A 20,342-nucleotide genomic window follows, 5' to 3' on the forward strand; every position below is an offset into this window, starting at 1 on the left:
GCAGGTCTCCGGCGTACGCGGCCGGAACCCCCTCGTCAACGGTTCGGTCCAGCTTGTTCTCTATGGTCTGACCTCCAACGATGCCCCGAACGTGGTTGTCCGTGGGCGGACTCTCGGGGGGTCAGCACGGCCTTCGCCTCATTGCACGGGGCCTGTTCAGCCGCAATCATTGGCTCGACGACGAGATGGGCGAGCTCGTCACCATCCTCGACCTGCTCGCACCCCACATCGAGGAACCCGGCTACGGCGGATACTTCCGAGAGGAGTACGAGACCGAGCAGACCGTCATCACCTTCGAGAACGGCACCTACGGGCCGGCGAAGCCCTGATCAGGTCACACCGCTGAGCGTCGAAACTCCGAAGGGCAAGAGCCCGCGAACGGAACACCGTCCGCCCGAAGGGCGGGCACACCGGACGCTGCTGCGCGCAGACGGAGTCTGTTCACGGCCCCTCACCGAAGGACGACGCTCACGCCCCGTTCCTCGAAGGTCTCCAGGAGGAGGTCGAACAGCACAAGCTCGCGATCACCGGCGGGCACCCGCTCCGCCAACCGCGTCCGGGCCTCGGCGGAGAAGTCCCGGTGCAGGGTGACGGAGCGGTCGCGCCCCAGCCGCCTCTCAGACAGTCGTCCAGGGCGTCCGGGTTCCAGCCGAAGTACCCACCGGGTCCGTTGACGACCTCACCGATCGCGCAGTAGAAGGCGTCCCGGTCAACGATGTGTCGGCCGCCCAAGGTGAACACCTGGCCCGCAGGCGCATCAGCCGGCAGGGGCGTGGACAACCCTTCCGCTTCCTGCGCGAAGCCCCGGAAGTCGCTGTCGTCCCCGTCCGAGGTCAGCGCGTACTTCTGCCCCGCGCCACCCCGCCCTGATGTTCGCATCGCACCCCCGTGGAGAGCGCTGATCCTGTCGACGCGTGGGGATCTGCCCTGCGGTCGCCGGCGCCGCCACCATCCCTGACCCCGTTCCGTCCCCCTTGGAGGCCCTTTGACGAGCCACGTGCCCGCCTTCGCCCGTGAGAGCGAAGTGCAGGGAAGCCCCCACCGTGAAAAGGCGGCGGTCGTCTCCCCGGCCGGACCCCAGGCCGTCGGCGTCCTTCTTCGGTCTGCCCGGCCCGCGGCTCAGGAGCATGCGCGCATCGCACCGTCCCAGGCGCCGGGGTTGCGGTGGTGGTTCTTGTGCCCTTCGGCAAGTACGTGGCGCAGTTCGGCAAGGTGCTGGGTGTCCGCGGGGAGGTCCAGACGGTCGAGGAGGGCCAGTGCGGCGGTCGGTTCCAGGTCGCCGTAGACATCGTGGAAGCTGGACCGCACACCGCGGAAAACTGCCGAATGCAGTGTGGGAAGTCGTGCGGCGGTGAGGTAAGTCGGCTCCTTCACCGTCCAGCGCACCGGGCCCGAGCACTCCAGAACTCGACGGGCACGGCGGAGCTGGGCTTCCGATTGCTCGGCCACCACTCGGTCGATGTCATTGCCGAGGACCTCGGCGAAGGCCGCCGTGGAGGTGGTGTGGTCCTCGAACCAGTCCACCCACAGCGAGTAGGTGACGGTCTCGGCATCCCGGTCCGCTTCCAGTCGTTGACGGTAGCCGTCCCACAGCACGTCGGTCGGCAGGGGCCCCTCCGCGCTGTCGTCCGCGAACCGGATCTCGCAGGTGACCCAGTAATGGTCGAGGAGGTCCAGCAGCCCGAAGGCCAACCGCACCTGGTCGGCCGCATCCAGGTCCTCGGCGAACACATCGCCGGCCCAGGAGTGCGCCACCTCATGGGCGGTGAGCAGCACGCCCGGCTTCTCGTCGCTCACCCATCCGTCGCGCACCTGACGGACGCCCTGGTCAGCCAGCCAACGCCGCGCCGCCTCCGCAACGTGCCTCTCCATCCCGGAAGCATGTCAAACCTTGCCGGATCCGGGTCGACCGACCCCGGTGGCAACGACGGCTTCTGGCTCCACGGCCCGGGCATCGGGTGCGGGGGCTCACCAGCCGAAGCGGCGGTTGACCACCGCGGCGAACTCCTCGAAGCTCAGGACGCGGTCGCCGTTCTGGTCGGCCGCGTCGAAGAGGGCAGCGGAGTCGTCCACGTCCCCGACCCCCCAGAAGGGGATCACGCCCTGTGCCGCCATGGTGGGCCCCTTCTCCCGCATCGCCCGGATGACCTCGACACGGCTCAACGTGCCGTCCTGGTCGAGGTCGAGCGCATCGAAGAGGATCCGGGCCTTCTCGCTCATCACGTGTCCTGTCCGGTGGGGCCGGGCGCAGATGCGGCCGGCGCTTCGTGTGGGAGAGGACGTCTCGGCCGCCCCGGAGGTTGCCTCCTTCCGGGCCCGTTCATCAGGACGTCACCCCGCCGCGGGAGCGCCTCCGAGAAGGGGAACCACGAGCGCTCCGCTCAGGACACCGGCTGTTGGGGAAGGGGGTGGGACACGCCCGTGCAACGGCCGTCCGGACGGTTCCCCGGGACCGGAGCCGCCGACCGAGCACTCCGGCGTCCGAGCACTCCGGCGCCCGCGCGCTCTCAGGTGCCGGCACCCGGGAGCGAGGCGAGTGCGGCGTCGAGTCGTCGGGCCGCCTCGTCCGCAACGGGGGCCATGGCCTCGACACCGGTCAGAGCGACCATGGTGGCCGGGTCGATCGCCTGCACGACGACCTGTTCGCCCTCGGTGCGGACCACGACGTTGCAGGGGAGCAGCAGGCCGATCGAACGGTCGGCCTCCAAAGCCTGACGGGCGAGCGGAGGATTGCACGCCCCGAGGATCAGATACGGCTCCATGTCGTGGTCCAACTTCGCCTTGAGCGTGGCCCGGACATCGATTTCGGTCAGGATGCCGAAGCCCTGGTCGGCCAGCGCGCGACGGACGGCTTCCACCGCCTCCTCGAAGGTTCCCGTGGGCCTGACGGTGCGGTCGTACGGCATGCTCTTCCCCTTGCTGTTCCGCTGGTGGCTTCGCCGGTGCCCGGGTGCCCCGGATCGTCGCACTGGTCCGCGGCGGCCCGGGCCGGGGCGTCACGAGGAGCATCATGCCCCGCTCGCTCCCCTCCGGAAGCGAGTGACAGGCCCCACGGGAACGTTCGGCGCCGACGGACGGTCGGCCCGCTCGCGGGGCCGTGTTCAGAAGAACCTCAGAACTTCGTGTGCCAGGCTGGCGCGCCTGTTCGCCACGTGGTGCGACCCATTCAGTGAAGGAGCTTTTCGTGAGCTTGGTCAACGGCCTGCCCGCGCACATCCTGCTCGTGCATTTCGTCATCGTGCTCGTCCCCCTGACCGCCCTGGCGCTCGTGGCCGGTGCGATCTGGCCGGCGGTGGCGCGACGCATGGGCATAGCGCTGCCGTTGCTCGCCCTGGTCACGTTGTTGAGCGTGCCCTTGGCTTCGGAGGCGGGGGAATGGCTGGAGCGGCACGTCGAGAGCAATGCGCTGGTCCGCCAGCACGCCGAACTGGGTGATGGTCTGCTGCCCTGGGCCGGCGGCCTGTTCGCACTGGCGGTCGGTGTCTGGTGGACGGCGCGCCGCAGCGGTGCGGCCGGGGCTGCGGAGGGGACCGAAACAGCGTCCGCGCCGTCTTCGGGTGTGCTCCGCTCCGCCGCGCCGGTGCAGATCGCTGCCGTGGTGCTCTCGCTCGTCGTGGCCGCGGGCGCGGTCGTGGACGTGTACCGCATCGGCGACTCGGGGGCGAAGGCCGCGTGGCAGGACGGATTCTCCCAGACGGCCGTCGGTGGGCACGGCGAGGACTGACCCGTCAGGGCTCGTCCCCGGCGGAGGCCGCCGGGGACGAGCGGGTCCGCCCCCGGGCGACGCGCTGGTTCAGACGGTTCCCCACGGCAGCCGCACCGTGAACGTCGTCGCCCCCGGTGTGCTCTCCACGTGCACGCTTCCCCCGTGCGCCTTCACGACGGCCGCGACGATCGACAGCCCGAGCCCCGCCCCGCCGCCCGCGTCCTTGGTGCTGCGGTCGGCCCGGGTGAACCGCTCGAAGAGGCCCGGTTGGGCCTCCTCGGGAACACCGGGGCCGTCATCGTGCACCTTCACGACGGCCCCCGCCCCGTCCGCTTCGAGGCCGACGGTCACCTTGGTTCCGGCCGGGGTGTGCGCACGGGCGTTGGCCAGCAGGTTGCACACCACTTGCTGGAGTCGGAGCTCGTCGCCGGTGACGGTCACGGGCTCCTCGGGGAGGTCCAGTTCCCAGTGGTGGGCGGGACCCGCCGCCCGTGCGTCCGTCACCGCATCCAGGACCATGCGCGTCAGGTCGACGGGCAGTGCTTCGAGGGGACGGCCGGCGTCCAGGCGGGCGAGGAGCAGCAGGTCGTCGACCATCGCCCCCATCCGGCCCGACTCGGCGACGATGCGCTCCAGTGCCCGGGTGACCTCCGGCGGCACCGAGCCGGGGTGCAACAGGGCGAGTTCTGCGTGACCGCGCACGGTGGCGACCGGGGTGCGCAGTTCATGACTGGCATCGGCCGCGAAGCTGCGCAGCCGCTCCTGGCTGGCGTGCCGTTGGGTGAGGGCGTCCTCGACGTGGCCGAGCATGCGGTTGAAGGCCCCGGCGACCCGTCCCACTTCGCTGCGCGGGTCGGATTCGGGGACCCGCGCGGGCAGGGCCACCTCGCCGCTGGCCAGCGTGAGCTTGCTGACCCGGGTGGCCGTCGCAGCGACCCGGTTCAGCGGGCGCAGCGACCAGCGCACCCAGAAGGCGCCCGCCACTCCGGTGCACGTCAGGGCGGCACCGAACACGATCCCTGCGACCAGTTCCAGACGGTGGACGGGAGCCTCGACCGGCTCCCAGGGCAACCCGGTCACCAGGACGTCGCCGTCGACGCCCGGTGCCGCCATGACCCGGTAGTCGTCGAGCGCGGAGAGGTCTACGGTGTGGCCCCTGCCGTCCGTCGGGATCGCGGCCAGTCGTCGGACGTCGGCTTCGGTGAGGGGGACGGAGGAGGAGCCGGTGGAGCGCACGACGGCCACGTCGACGACCGCCCCGTTGCGCAGGCGGGCGCCGAACGTACCCGTGGACTGGCGGCGCGTGTCGCCGTGTTCTTCTTCCTCCTCGTCCTCGGCCTCTTCGGCCTCGTGTTCCGAGGGCGGTGGGCCGGCGTGCGTCAGGCTCGCCGGGAAACGGGTGCCGCCCTCGGCGAGCTGTTGGTCGAGCCGTTCGGTGAGGACCCCCTTCAACTCGACCACCGCGGCCACACCGACGGCGGCGCAGCAGACCGCCAGCAGCACCACCAGTCCCAGGGTCAGCCGGGCGCGCAGGGTGGGGGGAACCGGGCTCCTCATGCGGACGCCGGCTTCAGCACGTACCCCGCCCCGCGCACGGTGTGGATCATCGGCTCGCGGCCCGCGTCCACCTTCTTGCGCAGATACGAGATGTACAGCTCGACGACATGGGCGCGGCCCCCGAAGTCGTACGACCAGACCCGGTCGAGGATCTGTGCCTTGCTGAGCACCCGGCGGGGGTTGCGCATCAAGAAGCGGAGCAGGTCGAACTCGGTGGGGGACAGGTCGATCAGTTGCCCGGCCCGGGTCACCTCGTGCGCGTCTTCGTCGATGACCAGGTCGCCCACGGTCAGGAGCGGACCCTCCGTGGTCTGTCGAGCCATGCCCGCCCGGCGCAGCAGCCCGCGCACCCGGGCGACGACCTCCTCCAGGCTGAACGGCTTGGTGACGTAGTCGTCGCCACCCGCCGTGATCCCCGCGATGCGGTCCTCCACGGTGTCCCGGGCGGTGAGGAAGAGCACGCAGACGTCCGCCCGTACGGCGCGCAGGGCACCGAGCACGGCCAGGCCGTCGGTGTCGGGGAGCATCATGTCCAGGACGACGGCGTCCGGCATCAGCTCCCGGGCCGCGGCGACCGCCGCGGCCCCGTCGCCGGCCGAGCGGACCTGCCAGCCTTCGTAGCGGAGTGCGCCGGACAACACTTCGGCGAGGTCGGGGTCGTCGTCGACGATGAGGACGCGGAGCGGCGTGCCGTCGGTGCGGGTGAGGGCGGGGCGCCCAGAGCGTGTGGTGTTCATGGCGCCTCTAGGATCGCCCCTCGCGGGAGTGCCGGACACCCGCGGATGCTCTGAGTTTCCTCTGAGACCGTTCCGTGCCCCCGACCGGCCCGCGAGACCGGGGTCGAGGTCGCTCCGATGCGGGGCACGGCCCCCTCCGGGCGGCTGCCCTCCTCCCGGATCGGGCACGGCCGGATCACGGTGCCACCGGGGTGGCGCGATCCGACAAGAGATGCCGACCGGGGCGTCTTACAGTCGCGTCATGTACCCAGACCCAGACCTGACCGGCATTCCCGTGGACGCCTCCGCACCCGTCCTGGTCACCGGCGCGACCGGATACGTCGCCGGGTGGCTCGTCAAGGGACTCCTCGACGCGGGCGTCACGGTGCACGCCGCAGTGCGCGACCCCCACAACACCGCGAAGATCCAGCACCTCCTCGACTTCGCCGAGAAGGCACCCGGAGAGATCCGCTTCTTCGCCGCGGACCTGTTGGCCGACGGCTCGTACGGCGAGGCCATGGCCGGCTGCCGCATCGTGTTCCACACCGCGTCCCCCTTCACCAGCCGGGTGGAGGACCCGCAGCGCGAACTGGTCGACCCTGCCGTGCAGGGCACCCGTACCGTCCTGCGGAGCGCCGGTGCCACGCCCTCGGTGGAGCGCGTCGTGCTCACTTCCTCCTGCGCCGCGATCTACACCGACGCGGTCGATTGCGCCACCGCTCCCGGCGGCCGGCTGACCGAGGAGGTCTGGAACACCACCGCTTCCCTCGACTACCAGCCCTACAGCTACTCCAAGACCCTGGCCGAGCGGGCCGCCTGGGAGATCGCCGACGCGCAGGACCGCTGGAAGCTCGTCGTCGTCAATCCGTCCCTGGTCATCGGACCTTCGACCCATGCCCGGCCCACCTCCGAGAGCTTCGCGATCGTCCGGCAGTTCGGTGACGGCACCCTGCGCCGAGGCGCACCCCGAGCCGGTCTCGGCGTCGTCGACGTACGTGACCTGGCGCGCGCCCACATCGCCGCCGGGTACCTCCCCGACGTCCACGGCCGCCACATCGTCTCCGGCCACGACACCCACGTGCTCGCGCTCGCCCAGGCGCTGCTCCCGCGCTTCGCGGACCGCTTCCCCCTTCCCCGACGCGCCCTGCCGAAGCCCCTCGTCTGGCTCGCGGCCCCGACGGCCGGGCTCACCCGCACCTTCGTCAGCCGCAACGTCAACGTCGCCTGGCGGGCCGACAACGGCAAGAGCCGCCGCGAACTGGGCATGACCTACCGACCGATCGAGGAGTCGATGGAGGACATGTTCCAACAGCTCGTCGATCACGGCTCGGTCCTCGCGCCCGTCTAGAACGGTGCCGACGTACTCCCTCGCCCCGGGATGGCAGCGGGTCCTCTCCGCACTCGACCTGGACCCGGTCCAGGTGCTGCGGCGCGCCGACCTGCCGGCGGACCTCTTCGAGGGGCCCCGGAAGCGCATCGGGGCCGAAGACTTCTTCGCACTGTGGGAAGCGGCCGACGCCCTGCACCGCGGTCCCGACCTCGCGGTCGCGGCCGCCTCCGGGGTGTCGGCCGACCACTTCGACATCCCCGTCCTCGCCGGGCTGGCCGCCCGCGACCTCGCGCAGGCGGCGGAACGGATCAACACCTACAAGCGGTTGATGTACCCGGTGACCCTGGACGTGCGCGGGGACGCCGGCCTGCGGATCGCGCTGCGCCCGAGGGGCCCCTTCACGCCTCCGGCCGTGCTGGAACGGTTCGAGTTGCTGTTCTGGGTGGCTTTCGCACGACTGGCGACCGGGGCCCGGGTGGGGCCCGTGAGGGTGACGGTGCCGGAGCCGCCCGAGGACCAGGGCGCCGTCATCGAGTTCCTGGACGGGGTGCCCCTCACCAAGGGCCACCGTGCCGAGGTCGTCTTCTCCCCGTACGACGTGCACCGCCCGTTCGTGACGACCTCCCACGCCGCCGTCTGGCAGTTCCTCGAACCTGAGCTGGACCGACGGCTGTACGCGCTCGAAGCATCCACCACCTGGACGGAGCGCACCCAGGCCGTGCTGCTCGCCTGTCTGCCCGCCGGGCGGCGCTCGCTGGCGGAAGTGGCGGCGGAGCTCGGCACGAGCCCGCGCACGCTCCAGCGCCGGCTCGGCAGCGAGCGGACCTCCTTCCAAGAGGTCCTGGCGCAGACACGTGAGCGGATGGCCCGTGCCTATCTCCAGCGCTCCGCCCTGTCGTACGCCGAAATCGCCTTTCTGATCGGCTACGAGGAACTGACCTCCTTCCACCGTTCACTGCGCCAATGGACGGGGGAGACGCCGCGCGGCTTGCGTTCCGGAACGGGCGTCCCCGTGTGACCGGCGGTGCGGCGACCGTCCGGGGCCGGCCGGCCCGGCAGGACCGCTGCGGACCGCCCCGACGACCGCTCTGCGGCCCGGGGCGGTCCGCCGGGGTCAGGAAAGCACTTGTCGGACGATCACCCCCACTCGGGTCACCGCGCCCTGCCGTCCGCGGCGCCGGTGACGACGCCGCATCGGGGGCTGCTCAGGAGGCTCGCCGGTGAGCAGGAGAACCGCCAGGAGACAAGGCAGCAGGACCAGCAGGCAGAAGGTCATGCCCCCTCCCCGACGGTCCCCTTCCCGATCGGGGCGCGTCTGGCGCCGCGGGTCGGCGGGGAACCCCAGGCAGCTGCCCTCAGCCTCTCCATCGCAGGCGTCACGCCGGTCAGGCGCAACCTGCGGCCTTCTGCCGTCCAGCTCCGCAGGATGCGCAGCAGGGCGGAGTCGGCGAAGGTGACGAGCGAAGTGTCCAGGACGAGGCGGCGACATCCCCAGTCGGAGGCCGCGGCCAGCAATGCCCGCAACGGTCCCGCACTGTAGTGGTCGACCTCACCGTGGAGCGCGATGCACAGGGTGTCCTTGCCGTGCGTGGTGCAGGCGCGGACGCTTATGCCGCACGGCGCGACGTCCGCGCCCTGTTCGGATGAACCGGCACCGGACGGAGCGGCAGGGGTGGCGGACAGTATCGGAGGGTTGCTCGTGGTACTCACGCCTCCCCAACGGCCGTGCTTCCGCGCCCGGCACGCTGCATCACTCCGCCGGAGCGGCTTTTAACGCGTTGGGGGGCAATGCGGCCGGTCGTGCATCCGTTTGCGGGCCGGGCACCGTGCCGTCGGACCGCCGGGAACCGCGGGAGCCGGCGGTCCGCGGCTCGACGGCGCTGCCGAGGGGAGCTCCCACACGACCGGCAGCGGGGACGCCGTCGGGGCGGGGGCCCGGTCCACGCACCCTGCCGACGGGGCGTGCCCCGACCGGGCCGGTGCCGCCGGGTGGCTCCCCGGTCACAGTTCCGAGGTGACGTCGTCGGTGCGGGGTCGTTTCCCCGATGTGGATTCCTCCGAGACGACCAGCACGCCAGAGCAGACCGCCTCCATACCCTCCCCGAGGCCGCCTTCCCGGACCGCGGCCGAGGCGGTGCTCGTCGAGCACTACCCGGCGCTCGTACGACTGGCCCACCTCATCCTGCCCCCCGCCCTCGGCCGCCACCGCAGGGTCCTCGCCGCCCACGCCCTCGTGCAGCGCAGCCTCACGCGGAGCGGCGGCACCCGTGCCGAGGCCGCTGCGGCGACCGACGGTGGGGCCCATCGGGTCCCCGCGCCCCGAGCGGCCGGGGCGTCCGGGCAGACCGCTCACGACTGGCTCCGCATCCGTGTCGTCCGTGGGGCCCTGCGACCACCGTTCACGGTGTCGGCGGGGGCGGCCCTCCCCGCGGCGCTCGGCCTGCGGGTCTTTCCCCGGGCCGGCGGCACGGACGAACTCGCCCTTGACCGGATGCTCGCAGCGGCAGCGCCCGAGACCCGCGCTGCCCTCGCCCTGACGGTGTTCGAGGGCCTGGCACCGGCATCCGTGATCGCCCTGCTCCGGGCTGCGGACGTGAACGCTCCGGAGCAGGCCCTGCACCGGGCCGAACAGTTGCGTGCGGGGCGTGACCCGGATGTGGCCGGGCTGCTGCAGGGGCCGGAGTTCGACCCCTCCACGGTCCTCCTGCGGCCCACCGACCTGTTGGGCCGACGCAGACGTTTCCGGCTCGCGGCCCTGGCGGGGGCCTTGTCCCTGCTCGCCGGGGTCGTTGCCGTCGGCGCCCCGAGCGGCTCTCCCGGGACCGCCCCCGACCCGGTGGTGTCCGCCGTGCCCGACCCGGTGGTTCTGGCGCGCGTCCCCGCCGAACGGTGGGCCGACACCTCACGGGTCGATTTCACGGCCTGGCCCGCCCGTGGCAACCGCACCGACGACCAGGACCTGCTCCGACGGGCCTGGGCCGCGTGGACGGGAGGAACCCCCCGGGGCGCGGGGGCCGAGCAGCCCTCGTTGCTGTACGCGGGTTCCGTCGGCGGAGCGGAGGTCGTCCTGCTGTACACGGGGCGGACGCTGGTCCGCTACACCGAGCCGGGCACCGGACGCGGCCGGCCCTCACTGGTGGAGGCACGGGCCGACGACAGCGACGTGACGACGGCAGCGGCCGTGGTCCTCGTACGGGAAGGAGACAGCACCCGGTACCTCCTCGCGCCCTGGATCGTGGAGGCGGGGGTGCGGAACCTGCGGGACCCCGGCGCCGCCGTGCGTTCGCTCCGCGTCACCGCCGACGGGACCACCGAGCCCGTGACGGACCCCGCACCCGCGGCCGGTCCGGGGGACTGCCGCGCGGTGCCCGCCCTCCAGTTGCGCTCCTCGACGCGGATCGTGGAGGACCACGCCTTCCTCCTCGCCGATCTGGGCGGCCTCAGCCCCGTCCACCTGACCTGGAGTCCCCTGCCCGTTGCCGGAAGCCCGGCGCGTCGACCGCACGAGGCCGCGGGACCGCTCGGACTCGCGGCCTGGTCGCGTTCGGCGTGTTCCCTTCGGCTCCTCCGGGACAGCGGTGTCCGCTCGGTCAACCGGTGGGAGTTCGCCGCACAGGACCTTCCCGGACGGGCGGGGCGAGCCCTCTGGGTCTGCTCGCGGGCCGACACCTGGGAGGGGAGGGGACGAGCCGACGTGAGCTTGGAGCTGCCCGGTCGCAGCGTCCCCGTCACGACGGTGCGCAACACCGCCGCCTGCGGACGCTTCGGCCAGGACGTCCTCGCCGGAACGTTCTGGGCCGCGCCCACCGGGACCCGGTACCTCCTCGCAGCGGGCAGCCGGCGCGTCACGGAAATCACCGCGGACGCGCCGGTGAGCGCGGACGTGCGGGGGCGGGTCCTCGCGGTGCGTGCGGATGCGATGACGCCGGTCCGGCTCACCGGACGGCTCCCGGACGGTTCGCCACTGCCCGGTTGGACGGTGCGCGAGGTGGAGGGGAGCGGTTGAGCCGGCAGGGCCGGGCGACACGGTGGAGACCTCTTTGCAGGGGCCGCGGTGTTCGTCGGCCCGAACGGACACCGGTGCGGAGGTCCTGCTCGGGCAGGCCGCCCGGCCCGGTGCGCAGGACGGTCACCGCCCGCCCTCCGCGGCGGGTCCGGTCGTGGGCGCAACGACCCGGTCCAGGTCGACGGAGAGTGTGTTCAGCCATGCCTCGGCGTCGTAGTAGAGCGGCGGTGCCGGAGGGGCCGGGGGCTCCCTGCGGCCTGCCCCGGGGGGCGCGGGCAGCGGCCGGGGGGCGCCCTCGAGGAGGCCGCCGGTCCGTTCGTAGCGCCCGGCCAGTACCGCGCTGTCCGTGTCGAGTCCATGACGCCACGGAGAGGTCCGGACTTCGGCAGGAACTCTCCCTGAGCACAGGCGTCGGGCCCCGCGCAGGGCGTGGTGTCCCGCGATGAGGGCCGCATGCCAGTCCACGGCAGCGGCGCCGGGGTGCTGGGGTTCCCTCTGGTACTGGGCGAAGGACGACTCCGCCAGCGTCAGGGCACGGCGCAGCGGAACCAGGTCGTCCTCCTCCACCGTCGTACCGTGCGTGAGGACCGCCGCGGTCGACGTGACGGTCGAGCCGATGGCGCGGAAGAGGACGGCGATGGCTCGGCGGAGCTCCCCCTGGGCGCCTCGGGGCCAGGCGAGCAGTCCGAGGACCAGGCCGATGGAGCTGCCGACGAGGACGTCCAGGAAGCGGAACTCGGCCAACTGCCACGTGGCGGGCGCGAGCTGGGCGAAGACGACGGAGACGACCAGGGTGAACAGGCCCTGCGCCCACCCCACACCGCGCGTCGGGCCGATCCAGAACGCAGCCGACATGATCACCGGTAGCGCCGCGGCGTAGGCCGTGGTGTTCTCGCCGACGAGCACCAGCATCACGGCGGCGACCAGTGCGCCCAGCAGCGTGCCGACGAGGGCCCTGGCCACGGTCGCACCGGTCTGTGCGGCCGTGGTGCGGGTCAGGGTGAGGACGGCCAGCATGGCCCAGAAGCCGTGCGGCAGGGAGTCGAGCCCGGCCACGGCACGAGCGGCCGCCAGTGCCAGACTGATGCGCACGGCGTTCTGGAAGTGCACCGAGCGGGGGCTCAGATGGGCCCCCAGCCGGTGTCCCCACAGACGTGCGGAACCCTGCCCGGCGTACCAGAAGCCGCCGTCCCGCTTCTCGGCCGGTCCGGGCTGCCGCCCCACGGAGAGGTTGACCGCGGACGTGAGGGTCACACCGGCGTGGGCGGCTTCGATGAGCACGGCCTGACGGCGCAGGACGGCGTCGATCGTCTCGGGTGCCTCCCCGGGCATCGTCACCGTGCGCTGTCGGAGGTAGACCGTCAAGGCATCCCTCAGCCGTTCCGTGTCGGCCGGGCGACCCGTGCGCAAGGCGGCGGACGTCCTCAGAGCCGACGCCGCCACCTCGTGCAGAAGGGCCACGGCCCGGGGACGGGGGCCGCGCGGTCCCGGCGCCGGTACCTCTTGCAGCCGGGCCAGCAGGACACGGGCGGCCATGCCGGTGTGCGCGAGCGCACGTTCCCGTGCTCCCGGGCCGGCCGGTCGCTCCGCATCCGGCACCCGGGAGGGGCGCAGCGCTTCACCGGCGGACCGAGCCTCGGCCTCCGTCCCGGTGGACAGCGTCCACGGCGGCCGTGCGAGCTCGGACGCACAGCGCGCTGCGATCGCTGCCGCATCCGCGGACAGGGCCCGATAGGAGACGCCGGGCGGGTCGGGCAGCACCAGCCGCTCGGCGAGTACGAGCAGCAGGAAGCCGAGCGTCGTCCCGCCGAGCCGCTCGCCCAGCGCCTGGGGTGCGTACGGCGGGAAGCACGGCAGGATGTAGAGCAACTGGAGGCCCGCGGACGCCCCGGCCGGCCGGGGACCGGCCACGGCCGAGTACGCCAGCAGGAAGCCGACCACGAGTATCCCCGCCGCCGCGGTCCAGGTGCGGACGGCGAGCAGCGTTCCTGCGGTGACGAGGAGCCAGCCGATCGGAAGGAGCCGGACGAGGACGACGGCGCGCTGTCGTCCGGTGCCCGGAATGCGGGAGAGCCCGGCCATCGCCACCGCGGCGAACAGGCCGTATGTGGCGGTGGTGGGTTCGTGCAGGCCGTAGAGGCCGAGGTAGAAGGCGGTGACCGCGGCCAGCGTCACCCGAGCCGCCCGCCGGCCGGTGTACGCCGATGCGGACGTGCCGTGCCTCAGTTCACGGACGAGCCGGTGCAGGTCCCGCTTCCTGCGGGAGTGCCTGCGGGCGGTGCCACCGGTACCCGTCCCTGAGCCCATGACCAGCCTCTTCGCCATGCGTCCGCATCCGAGGACAGCAGCGTCGGAGCGGACACGGGTGTGTCGGTCACCGTGCGGCGCGGTGCGCGGGGCCCCGACGGAGGGGCCGTGCGCCACGTCGGTGGCGCGGACGTCCCGGAGGTCCGTCCGTGAAGGGGAGGCCGTGGCACGCGGCCCGAACGCGCACGGAGGCGACGCCGACTCCGGCTCCGGGGGGTTCGTCGGCTCCTTGCTCCCCCTCGTCCCGCAGCACGTCGGTCTCGCCGCCGGTGGCCGGGGCCGTCCGAAGGCGCCCGGGCCGGACGGGGGACGGAGCGATCGGAGCAGGAAGCCCGCCCATGTTCCCTCCAGGTCACGCGCACGGATGCGCACCGTTCCGGCGGCCTCACCGGCTACGTCTGGCGGCCTCACCGGCGACGACGGAAGAGGCGTCCTCGGTCGTACCCTTCCCGTTCCATCCTCGGCGCCCCTGCGCGATCTGCAACCCGTCGTGGGGCCGCGGTCAGCGCAGCACGGCGGCCAGCAGGTCTCCGCCCAGCGACGCCAGATCGGCGAGATCGAGGGTGTAGCGGACGTAACGCCCCTGCCGTTGGGTCGTGACCAGGCCTGCACGCCGCAGCACGGCGAGATGACGGGAGACCTCCGGGGGCGAGAGTTCCCAGGCGTGGGCAAGCTCACTGGTGGTGTGCGGGCCGCGGGCCAGGGTGCGCAGCAGGCGCAGCCGCACCGGGTGCGAGAGTGCTTCCAACCGGAGCGTGACCGTCTCCAGCGGCACCGGCTCCAAGGGCTCCGCCTCGGCCACGGGGTACTGCACCACGGGCTGCCACCCGGGTGCCCGGACCACCACCAGGTGCGGGCGGCCGAAGACGCTGGGAAGGAAGGTGACCCCGCTGTCGCGGGCCGACGTCACGTGGTCCTGAAGTTTGTCCACCACGATGTGGCTGCCGTCCGGTGTCAGGCTGACGGCGCCGGAGACCGATGCGAGTGCGGCCTCCGTTCCCTGGCGCTTGAGCAGGTCGTTCTTCAGCCGCAGATCGGTGGCGAGCGCCACGGCCGCCTTCGTCCAGGCCGCGTCGAAGAAGGCCCCGGCGCACAGTTCGAGGGTCTGGCGCACTCGGGCGCGCATGACGGCGGGATCCGCGAGCAGTCGCTCCGCGAAGGCTTCCTGGCGGGCGCCGCGGGCCTGGGCCAGGTCCAGGGCGCGCTCGCGTGCTGCTGCGTCGGCGAGCGGGGACGGCGAGCCGAAGCGCACCCGATTGCTGCCGCACGTGGTGATGAGCGCGGAGGTCACATAGGCGTCGTCACCTATCCGGTCCACGTCGTCCAACTCCTCGGCGAGCGTCTGCCGGGGACGCGCGGGGACCAGGAAGTCGGCCCGTGAAGAACGCCAGAGGAACTCGGCCTCCCACAACCGCTCGGCCAGCTCGGGCGGCAGACCGGCCCAGACGTCCCCGGCCCAGTCCGCGAGCTGTGGGTGGTGCCCGGGTTCGGCCAGTACGTGCAGCATCGCGGTCAGCTCGGCCAGGGGGGAGGCGGCGAACCTCAGCCCCTCGGACGGCAGGCCGGTGATGTCGATCTTCAACGTCATCCGTTCATCATCGCTGGTCGAGCGGCCGGGACCGCGTCGATTGACGGTGTTGGTCAACCGACGAGGTCGGCCCGACGGACGAACGCACCGTTGACGCCATGGCAATCACCACCAAGATCCAGCCGCGTGCCCTCGTCCGCGCCTCCGGAGGCCCCCGCTATGCCCTCGCCCTCGCGGTGGACGCGCTCGGCACCGGTCTGCTCCGCCCCTTCCTGCTGCTCTACGGAGTGATGGTGGTGAAGCTGTCCGCTCCGGCCACCGGCATCGGCATGACGCTCGGCATCGTCATGGGCCTGGTGTGCATGCCCGCCGTGGGCCGGTGGCTGGACCGGGGGGCACGCAGCACGGTCGTGGCGGCGTCGATGCTGGTGCGGGTGCTCGGCGTGGGACTCTTGCTGGTGACCCCGACCGGGAACGTCTGGCCGTTCGCGGCGGCGGCGCTCTTCCTCGGCATCGGCAACCAGGCATGGCCGGCAGCCCATGCGGCCCTGGTGGCCACCGTCGCCCAGGGCCGCGAACGCGATGCCGCCCTCGCAGCGGGCCGTGCCCTGCGCAACGCCGGTCTGGGCACGGGTGCCCTTCTCGCCACCGTGTGCCTGACGGGCGGGACCACCGCACTGCAGGTGCTGGCGGCTGCCACCGGAGTCGCCTACCTCGCGGCGGCGGCCTTGGCCTGGTCGGTCCGCATCCACGCGGGACCGGCCGTTGCCCCGACCGAGGAGGGGGCCGAGGGGCCCGCACCACGGATGGGAGGGCTGCTGGCCGCCAACGTCGTCTACGTCTTCTGCCTCAACATCCCCGAAATCGCGCTCCCCCTGATCCTGGTGACGCAGCTGCACGCGTCCCCGGTGTGGTCGGCGGCCATCTTCGTGGTGAACACGGTGTTGGTCGTCACCCTGCAGGTTCCGGTCACCGTCCTGCTGTCCCGCTTCTCCCGGCGGACCGCGCTGGCGCTCGCGGGGGTGGTGCTCGCCGTGTCCTATCTCGGTTTCCTCGCGGCGACCTCCTTCGGACACGGATGGGGCGCCCCGGCCGTCGTCGCCGTTTCCGTGGTGTGCACCCTCGGCGAGATCGTCTACGCCGGCAGCGCCACCGCGTTGGTCACGGCCCTCGCGCCGACCCGGGTCCTGGGGCGCTCGCTCGCACGCTTCCAGCTCTCCACGGGTTTCGGCCTTGCCGTCTCCCCGGCGGTCATCACCGCTCTCGCGGCCCGCGGCCCGGCCGCCCTGTGGGGGAGCCTCGCCGCTGCCACGCTCCTCTCCGCCTCCGCCGTCGCCACCGAGGAGGGACCGCGGAACGCGGCTCGGCGGTTGGTGCCGTCGGCTGCGAAGGCACCGCGAACGCGCCGGTCACCGGTGCACTGACCCGTGGCCGGGGCAGACGGGTGCGGCGCGCAGGAGGGCAGTGGCGTCCAGGGGGCGACGGAGCGGGCGAGGCGGGCGAGTGCGGTTTCCCCGACGGAAGGGTGACCCGGTCGGGGGATCTCGCGAGCCGGGGCGGGGCCTGCGCCGTCCGGCGGTCGTACGGTCGAACCCATCGCCGAGGAGGAGGTCCGATGCGTAGCGTGACCTATTCGATGAGCATCTCGCTGGACGGCTACATCGTCGGGCCGGACGGCGGCTTCGACTGGACGGCGCCCAGTGAGGAGCTCTTCCGCTTCGCCACCGACGAGGTGCGCGAGGCCGGCGTCCACCTGTTGGGGCGACGGCTGTACGAGACGATGCTGTACTGGGAGAGCACCGACCAGAACCCATCGCTCGACTTCTCCACGCTGGAGTTCGCCGAGATCTGGAAGCAGCTGCCCAAGGTGGTGTTCTCCACCACGCTCTCGACCGTGCAGGGCAATGCCCGTTTGGCCTCCGGTCGTCTGGCGGAGGAGGTCGAACGATGGCGAGCCGAACCGGGAGACGGCAACATCGCGATCGGCGGTGCGACTCTCGCCGCCGAGGCAGCCGCGTCGGGGTTGATCGACGAGTACCGGGTCAGGGTCTGTCCGGTGCTGGTCGGCGGCGGCGTGCCGTTCTTCCCCCGACACGGGCGCCGGGTGGACCTCGAACTCGTCGAGACCCGCACCTTTGCTCCGCACGTCGTCTACCTCCGCTACCGCGTGGTGCGCGAGCCGGCCGGTCCGCCGAGCCCTCGGTGAACACGCCGCCACCGAACCCAAGCAGTGCCGGAGCGCATGGAAGCGCCTCGGCCGGGGTCTGACCGAGATGCGCAACCAAGGGACGACGGGATCGTCTTGCCAGGACGGTGTCTCACCTGGCGGTCTTGCCCGCTGCAGGACCACGAGCGCTCAGGGGGACAGCCTGTCAGGCCGGCCAGTGGAGGCCGCCGTCCACGATGGCGGGGAGAGACGTGGGCATCTCGTCGGTGACCCAGGCGAACTCCAGCGCTGCGAGCGTGGCTCCCCGGTCCGTCCATACGAGGATCTCGCCGACGTACGCGCCGGACGGGTCATGGACGTGCGCGTTTACCGGCACGAGCTCTTTCGGCAGTGCTGCATGCTCGCAAGGTTCCCGTACCCGCAGGTCGACGCTCACGGAGTCGGGCCCCCAGACGGCGATCACCTCGGTGCGGTCCAGCTGACTCCGCAGCTGTGACGCGCCGACGAACTCCACCGACAGGATGTGTTCAAGCATTCCGCGCTCGTCGGTGTTCAACGGGCGCGGATCGATGGAAAGAGGAGCCATGCGCCCATTCTGAGGTGGCCGGGGCAACCAGCCCAACGCCCACACCAAGCGTCGCCGGGGCCGTTGGCAGCGGCATCATGATCGTTCATGGGTGAGGATCTGGCGCAACGGCTCGTTCCGGATGATCTATGGGACTCGGCCGAGCCGGTGCTGTCGCCCTTACGCCCACGCCCGCAGGGCGGTGGCACCGCGCCGATCGACCAACGTGCCGTGTCCACGGCCCTCGTGTACGTGCTGACCAGCGGGTGCGCGTGGCGGTATCTGCCTCTGACCTTCGGAGCACCGCCGGCGACGGCCCATCGGAGGTTCTCTGCCTGGACCGCATCCGGAGTGTGGTGTCGGCTGCACCGCGTGGTTCTGGACGGGATCGGAGCCCGTGGCGGACTCGACTGGAGTTCCGTGATCGTCGATGCCGCCTCGGTAAGTGCGAAGAAGGGGCTGCTGACGGGACCAAATCCTGTCGACCGAGGCAAAGCGGGCAGCACACTGCGTGTGCTGACTGATGCGCCGGGACTACCCATGGTCGTCAGGGTGTCTGCCGCGAACGTCAACGACGTCCAAGCGCTTCGCCCGCTCATCCTCGGGATCCCGGCCGTCCGCTCACGCCGCGGCCCCCGCCGGCGACGCCCTGACCCACGATTGATGTCGGACCGTGCTGGCCTGGTGGTCCGGCTGGTGGGTGATTTAGACGTCGTTTCACTTGGTGAGTCGTCGATAGATGAGGGAGCGTTCCGGCTCGCGTTCGTAGTGGCAGTGGAGCTGATGGCAGCCAGCAGTGCCGTACCTCAACGGTGAACCTCGACATCTGTCATTCGGTGAAGTCGCCGCTCGCACTGCCACCGTCGACGAAGGCAATCTATGGCCGGGATGAAACTCCCCGGCCGCAGCCCTGCGTCGCCATTTACGCTCCGCCCATGCGCAGCGTCTACGTGTTCCCCGCTGGAGAGTCGACCGCGACAGCCGCACGGCTTGACCGGCTGATGCCCGGCAAGAACGGATACTGGACGGACGGGAAGCTCTCCATCGACCTCGAGGACGAGCAGGACGGTCACCTGTTCGCCGGCTGGGATCCCGAGGACGTACGCCTGCTGGACTCCGCGCTCTACCATCGCCCGACCTGGGACCTGCTGGTCAGCGTCTCCAGCCACATCGACGGTACTGCCGAGATCCGCAACCTCCTGTCACACGTCCTCGAAGCTGGCGGCGTCGCCATCGACGACTACTCCGACCACTGCTGGACGCTCGAAGAGATCGACACCGAGTGCAAGGTCGATGGTCTGGGCTTCTTCGACTTCCGCACCCACGCCGCACGGCACGGCCACCCGCCCTGGACTATCGCTCGCGCAAGTTCAGGGAGGCAGGACTAGCCGTGTTCGACCACGTCGTCGGGCTGCGCGGCCCGAGCAAGCGGCACGATGGACTGCACTCGTCGAGCGAACCTTCGGCCGGCTCATGAACCACCGCCGCCTCGCCCGCGACTACGAAGCCCTCCCAGCCCGCTCCGAAGCCATGGTCCACACCGCAATGATCAACCTCATGACCCGCCGACTCGCCAACGAAACCACCCCGACCTGGCGCGGAACATGATCCACAAAACAGCGATGAAACACCCGGTTAGCAGGCTGTAGTACGGGCGAGCACAAGTTCGGTGCTCGGCTTGTGACGGGTGGCCCGCTTCGCAGCGCGGTCGGAAACCAGCCCGGCGATACCCGTTCGATGAAGACCAGTTCGTACGTCGGCCCGGCCCCGGCCTGCCGTCGGCGAGCGCTCTGCCGCCGCTCGTGCCGTCCAGATTCGCAGCGCGCCTCCCAGCGCGACGCAAGTTCTTCGATCAACTCGTCGAGATGTGGGCATGTGACGCCGCAGAAGGCAGGATGCGACATGGCCGTGCGGGCTTGCTTGATCTTCACATCTCAAGAGCCCGCGCGGCCGTCGTCATGTCACGGCCTGGGATCAATCGCGGTAGCCGCAGGTTCAGGGACCGACGTACTCGAAGACCCCGCCGTACGGGTGCCGCAGCACGGCGCGGTGGCCATTCGGTGTTGGGGAGGTAGCAACCAGCACCTCGCCGCCTGCCGCCACCGCTTCCTTCACCGCTGCGTCCAGGTCTGCGACCGTCAGGGTGGCTGCCACGCCGGCAACTCGCTGCGCGGCCTCGTCCGGACCGCTGAACAGCAGGAAGGGGCCGACGCTTGCCAGAGTGACCCCGGTGAAGGCGAAACGGGATGCGGTGCTTCCGGTCAGTCTCTCGTAGAAGGGCACAGCCGCGTCCAGGTCCTCGACGCGCTGCCGCACGACCACTGATTCGATAGCCATGACCGACATCATCACACCATCGCGTCGTCCGGCCTGACTTGGGTGCTGTCCGTGCTCGTGCACATCGACTCTGCGCTGGCCGGGGTGCTGCTCGACGAGATGTCAACTGCTGTCGCGACCTGC

The 20,342-nt window shown here is 71.6% G+C and carries 20 protein-coding genes and 1 pseudogene; 10 read left to right on the plus strand and 11 right to left on the minus strand.

Annotation, left to right across the window (positions count from 1 at the left end):
• Positions 1–80 precede the first annotated feature (80 nt).
• The gene (locus ACFW22_RS13455; RefSeq protein ID WP_386402597.1) at positions 81–329 is read left to right on the plus strand and encodes a hypothetical protein; all 249 of its coding nucleotides are present in this window, start codon (positions 81–83) and stop codon (positions 327–329) included.
• Between the two features lie 139 nt (positions 330–468).
• On the opposite strand, the gene ACFW22_RS13460 is transcribed toward ACFW22_RS13455, so the two are convergent.
• The 4 genes from ACFW22_RS13460 to ACFW22_RS13475 form a co-directional block, all read right to left on the minus strand.
• Positions 469–879, minus strand: a complete 411-nt coding sequence (locus ACFW22_RS13460; protein WP_386402599.1) for a barstar family protein — start codon at positions 877–879, stop codon at positions 469–471.
• Positions 880–1,119: 240 nt separating this feature from the next.
• A complete protein-coding gene (locus ACFW22_RS13465; protein ID WP_386402601.1) occupies positions 1,120–1,872 on the minus strand; it encodes a hypothetical protein in 753 nt (250 codons plus the stop codon).
• 96 nt (positions 1,873–1,968) lie between these two features.
• Entirely contained in the window at positions 1,969–2,220 is a 252-nt protein-coding gene (locus tag ACFW22_RS13470; protein ID WP_384876114.1) for an EF-hand domain-containing protein, read from the minus strand.
• A gap of 287 nt (positions 2,221–2,507) precedes the next feature.
• A complete protein-coding gene (locus ACFW22_RS13475; protein ID WP_386402604.1) occupies positions 2,508–2,906 on the minus strand; it encodes a DUF302 domain-containing protein in 399 nt (132 codons plus the stop codon).
• Between the two features lie 278 nt (positions 2,907–3,184).
• Here ACFW22_RS13475 and ACFW22_RS13480 point away from each other — a divergent pair, with 278 nt between their 5' ends.
• On the plus strand, positions 3,185–3,724 hold the full coding sequence (locus ACFW22_RS13480; protein ID WP_386402606.1) for a DUF2231 domain-containing protein: 540 nt from the start codon (positions 3,185–3,187) through the stop codon (positions 3,722–3,724).
• A 69-nt stretch (positions 3,725–3,793) separates the two neighbouring features.
• On the opposite strand, the gene ACFW22_RS13485 is transcribed toward ACFW22_RS13480, so the two are convergent.
• Together ACFW22_RS13485 and ACFW22_RS13490 are read right to left on the minus strand one after the other, a co-directional pair.
• Entirely contained in the window at positions 3,794–5,263 is a 1,470-nt protein-coding gene (locus ACFW22_RS13485; protein ID WP_386402608.1) for a sensor histidine kinase, read from the minus strand.
• Positions 5,260–6,000: a response regulator transcription factor gene (locus tag ACFW22_RS13490; protein WP_386402610.1), complete on the minus strand. Its 741-nt coding sequence runs from the start codon at positions 5,998–6,000 to the stop codon at positions 5,260–5,262. Before ACFW22_RS13490 ends, ACFW22_RS13485 begins: the two co-directional genes overlap by 4 nt.
• 241 nt (positions 6,001–6,241) lie before the next feature.
• Here ACFW22_RS13490 and ACFW22_RS13495 point away from each other — a divergent pair, with 241 nt between their 5' ends.
• Positions 6,242–7,327, plus strand: coding sequence for an NAD-dependent epimerase/dehydratase family protein (locus ACFW22_RS13495; protein WP_386402612.1), 1,086 nt, complete (start codon positions 6,242–6,244; stop codon positions 7,325–7,327).
• Positions 7,328–7,331: 4 nt separating this feature from the next.
• Positions 7,332–8,327, plus strand: coding sequence for an AraC family transcriptional regulator ligand-binding domain-containing protein (locus ACFW22_RS13500; RefSeq protein ID WP_386402614.1), 996 nt, complete (start codon positions 7,332–7,334; stop codon positions 8,325–8,327).
• 254 nt (positions 8,328–8,581) lie between these two features.
• On the opposite strand, the gene ACFW22_RS13505 is transcribed toward ACFW22_RS13500, so the two are convergent.
• Positions 8,582–9,019 carry an STAS domain-containing protein gene (locus ACFW22_RS13505; protein WP_386402616.1) on the minus strand — a complete coding sequence of 146 codons (438 nt, stop codon included), beginning with the start codon at positions 9,017–9,019 and terminating at the stop codon, positions 8,582–8,584.
• 304 nt (positions 9,020–9,323) lie between these two features.
• Between ACFW22_RS13505 and ACFW22_RS13510 the strand changes: the two genes are divergently transcribed.
• Positions 9,324–11,315 carry a hypothetical protein gene (locus ACFW22_RS13510; protein WP_386402618.1) on the plus strand — a complete coding sequence of 664 codons (1,992 nt, stop codon included), beginning with the start codon at positions 9,324–9,326 and terminating at the stop codon, positions 11,313–11,315.
• A 123-nt stretch (positions 11,316–11,438) separates the two neighbouring features.
• On the opposite strand, the gene ACFW22_RS13515 is transcribed toward ACFW22_RS13510, so the two are convergent.
• Both ACFW22_RS13515 and ACFW22_RS13520 read right to left on the minus strand, forming a co-directional pair.
• Positions 11,439–13,640: an FUSC family protein gene (locus ACFW22_RS13515; RefSeq protein ID WP_386402620.1), complete on the minus strand. Its 2,202-nt coding sequence runs from the start codon at positions 13,638–13,640 to the stop codon at positions 11,439–11,441.
• A 484-nt stretch (positions 13,641–14,124) separates the two neighbouring features.
• A complete protein-coding gene (locus tag ACFW22_RS13520; RefSeq protein ID WP_386402622.1) occupies positions 14,125–15,210 on the minus strand; it encodes a DUF5937 family protein in 1,086 nt (361 codons plus the stop codon).
• Positions 15,211–15,308: 98 nt separating this feature from the next.
• Here ACFW22_RS13520 and ACFW22_RS13525 point away from each other — a divergent pair, with 98 nt between their 5' ends.
• Together ACFW22_RS13525 and ACFW22_RS13530 are read left to right on the plus strand one after the other, a co-directional pair.
• Positions 15,309–16,574 carry an MFS transporter gene (locus ACFW22_RS13525; protein ID WP_386402625.1) on the plus strand — a complete coding sequence of 422 codons (1,266 nt, stop codon included), beginning with the start codon at positions 15,309–15,311 and terminating at the stop codon, positions 16,572–16,574.
• A 191-nt stretch (positions 16,575–16,765) separates the two neighbouring features.
• A complete protein-coding gene (locus ACFW22_RS13530) occupies positions 16,766–17,356 on the plus strand; it encodes a dihydrofolate reductase family protein (RefSeq protein ID WP_386402628.1) in 591 nt (196 codons plus the stop codon).
• Positions 17,357–17,522: 166 nt separating this feature from the next.
• Here ACFW22_RS13530 and ACFW22_RS13535 read toward each other — a convergent pair whose 3' ends face one another.
• A complete protein-coding gene (locus tag ACFW22_RS13535; protein WP_386402631.1) occupies positions 17,523–17,903 on the minus strand; it encodes a hypothetical protein in 381 nt (126 codons plus the stop codon).
• Between the two features lie 87 nt (positions 17,904–17,990).
• Here ACFW22_RS13535 and ACFW22_RS13540 point away from each other — a divergent pair, with 87 nt between their 5' ends.
• The 3 genes and pseudogenes from ACFW22_RS13540 to ACFW22_RS13550 form a co-directional block, all read left to right on the plus strand.
• On the plus strand, positions 17,991–18,698 hold the full coding sequence (locus tag ACFW22_RS13540) for an IS5 family transposase (protein ID WP_386402634.1): 708 nt from the start codon (positions 17,991–17,993) through the stop codon (positions 18,696–18,698).
• 119 nt (positions 18,699–18,817) lie between these two features.
• The gene (locus ACFW22_RS13545; RefSeq protein ID WP_386402637.1) at positions 18,818–19,270 is read left to right on the plus strand and encodes a hypothetical protein; all 453 of its coding nucleotides are present in this window, start codon (positions 18,818–18,820) and stop codon (positions 19,268–19,270) included.
• Between the two features lie 46 nt (positions 19,271–19,316).
• Positions 19,317–19,490: pseudogene (locus ACFW22_RS13550) on the plus strand (IS5/IS1182 family transposase); the annotation flags it as partial.
• Between the two features lie 387 nt (positions 19,491–19,877).
• Here ACFW22_RS13550 and ACFW22_RS13555 read toward each other — a convergent pair.
• Complete coding sequence (locus ACFW22_RS13555; protein ID WP_386402640.1) at positions 19,878–20,219, minus strand: VOC family protein; 342 nt, start codon at positions 20,217–20,219, stop codon at positions 19,878–19,880.
• Between the last annotated feature and the right edge of the window lie 123 nt (positions 20,220–20,342).

Origin of the sequence: Streptomyces sp. NPDC058872, assembly GCF_042743065.1 — a bacterium.
Classification (GTDB): Bacteria; Actinomycetota; Actinomycetes; order Streptomycetales; family Streptomycetaceae; genus Streptomyces.

Bases quoted from the DNA above. Each gene is read 5' to 3' on its own strand.
- ACFW22_RS13455 (WP_386402597.1), top strand. From the start codon at position 81: ATGCCCCGAACGTGGTTGTCCGTGGGCGGACTCTCGGGGGGTCAGCAC.
- ACFW22_RS13460 (WP_386402599.1), bottom strand. From the start codon at position 879: ATGCGAACATCAGGGCGGGGTGGCGCGGGGCAGAAGTACGCGCTGACC.
- ACFW22_RS13465 (WP_386402601.1), bottom strand. From the start codon at position 1,872: ATGGAGAGGCACGTTGCGGAGGCGGCGCGGCGTTGGCTGGCTGACCAG.
- ACFW22_RS13470 (WP_384876114.1), bottom strand. From the start codon at position 2,220: ATGAGCGAGAAGGCCCGGATCCTCTTCGATGCGCTCGACCTCGACCAG.
- ACFW22_RS13475 (WP_386402604.1), bottom strand. From the start codon at position 2,906: ATGCCGTACGACCGCACCGTCAGGCCCACGGGAACCTTCGAGGAGGCG.
- ACFW22_RS13485 (WP_386402608.1), bottom strand. From the start codon at position 5,263: ATGAGGAGCCCGGTTCCCCCCACCCTGCGCGCCCGGCTGACCCTGGGA.
- ACFW22_RS13490 (WP_386402610.1), bottom strand. From the start codon at position 6,000: ATGAACACCACACGCTCTGGGCGCCCCGCCCTCACCCGCACCGACGGC.
- ACFW22_RS13495 (WP_386402612.1), top strand. From the start codon at position 6,242: ATGTACCCAGACCCAGACCTGACCGGCATTCCCGTGGACGCCTCCGCA.
- ACFW22_RS13515 (WP_386402620.1), bottom strand. From the start codon at position 13,640: ATGGCGAAGAGGCTGGTCATGGGCTCAGGGACGGGTACCGGTGGCACC.
- ACFW22_RS13520 (WP_386402622.1), bottom strand. From the start codon at position 15,210: ATGACGTTGAAGATCGACATCACCGGCCTGCCGTCCGAGGGGCTGAGG.
- ACFW22_RS13525 (WP_386402625.1), top strand. From the start codon at position 15,309: ATGGCAATCACCACCAAGATCCAGCCGCGTGCCCTCGTCCGCGCCTCC.
- ACFW22_RS13530 (WP_386402628.1), top strand. From the start codon at position 16,766: ATGCGTAGCGTGACCTATTCGATGAGCATCTCGCTGGACGGCTACATC.
- ACFW22_RS13535 (WP_386402631.1), bottom strand. From the start codon at position 17,903: ATGGCTCCTCTTTCCATCGATCCGCGCCCGTTGAACACCGACGAGCGC.
- ACFW22_RS13540 (WP_386402634.1), top strand. From the start codon at position 17,991: ATGGGTGAGGATCTGGCGCAACGGCTCGTTCCGGATGATCTATGGGAC.
- ACFW22_RS13545 (WP_386402637.1), top strand. From the start codon at position 18,818: ATGCGCAGCGTCTACGTGTTCCCCGCTGGAGAGTCGACCGCGACAGCC.
- ACFW22_RS13555 (WP_386402640.1), bottom strand. From the start codon at position 20,219: ATGGCTATCGAATCAGTGGTCGTGCGGCAGCGCGTCGAGGACCTGGAC.